The sequence below is a fragment of the Clostridium sp. OM05-6BH genome (genome assembly GCF_003481635.1).
Taxonomy (GTDB): domain Bacteria; phylum Bacillota; class Clostridia; order Lachnospirales; family Lachnospiraceae; genus Butyribacter.
Map to the genome: position 1 here is coordinate 31,060 of NZ_QULH01000023.1, position 1,119 is coordinate 32,178.

Annotated in this window: 1 protein-coding gene; it reads right to left on the bottom strand. The window is 35.3% G+C overall.

What is annotated here, in order from left to right; genetic code table 11:
- Nucleotides 1–828, bottom strand: an 828-nt coding sequence (locus DXB73_RS12895; RefSeq protein WP_207665877.1) for a leucine-rich repeat domain-containing protein, incomplete at its 3' end; no start/stop codon positions are given.
- Nucleotides 829–1,119: the final 291 nt, after the last annotated feature.

The following is a 1,119-nucleotide window of genomic DNA, read 5'->3' on the forward strand; positions in this document are numbered from 1 at the left end:
GTCTGCAAACATTCGAGCGTTTAATCTTGTTATACCATTATACAACTTCGCAGTTTTCAAAGAACGACAACCACTGAACATTTCCTCATTTATTTTGTTTTTATTCATATATTTCCACGTTTTTGCATTCGGCAAAAATCCTTTACCTTGAATATATGCAGATTTCAGACTGGTACATCCCTTAAATAATGCATTTGTATACTGCACATTTGGAGACAGCTTTATATTCGTGAGAGCTCGTGCATTTTTAAATGCAGCCTGTGAATATATACACTTTCTATGATTCTTCACAAAATCCGGCAAATTTTTCATTCTCTTGCATAGATAAAATGCCTGTCGACCCACAAATCGTACATTTTGTCCACCGGTCACTTCTGTTAAATTGGGATTTCCCCAAAATGCCTGTCGTCCGATATACTGAACATCTTTTCCTAAGTCAACTTTACGCAAATGAGACATTCCGGATAATGCAGAATCATCAATAATCTCGATTCCGTTGGGTACTATCAACTGTTCCCACTTCTTCCCTCTAACATAAAACAATTCCTTCACTGGCAAATTATGAAATACTTTGGGAACAATGAACTCTTTGGCAGAAGATGTATCCAACACCATTAGTCTAACTGCTGTCTTGTTACGTATTAATGAATATTCATAAATTCCATCCTTAATCCATTCGGATTCATTACTGGATGGCACTGCATAATCCACAATACTAGGTTCATATCTTCCTACGTCATCTCTTGCCCCTGCCTTCTGTCCCATACAGCCAATTCCCATCAGCAAACTTATTGCGAATAATATACACTTTTTAAAACTTAAATTCATAACTTATCCTCCCATCTTAACCAAAGATTACTAGCTAGAATTCCTTTGACTGTTCACTTATTATTACAGCAAATCTAATTTCCATCGTCAATGCATTCCGCGTAATCTTAATAATTCTTAAGAATTAAACCATATCCTGCCAATGTGACGATTTTCCCCATGCGGCATCAATACTGTAGCATAATTAATAAAACTATATTATGCCGTATTGGTATTCCTCCTCATATAATGACTTTATTTCACTAACTTATATTTAATATGATATTTCTTGGCATATTTGTGCGCATAACT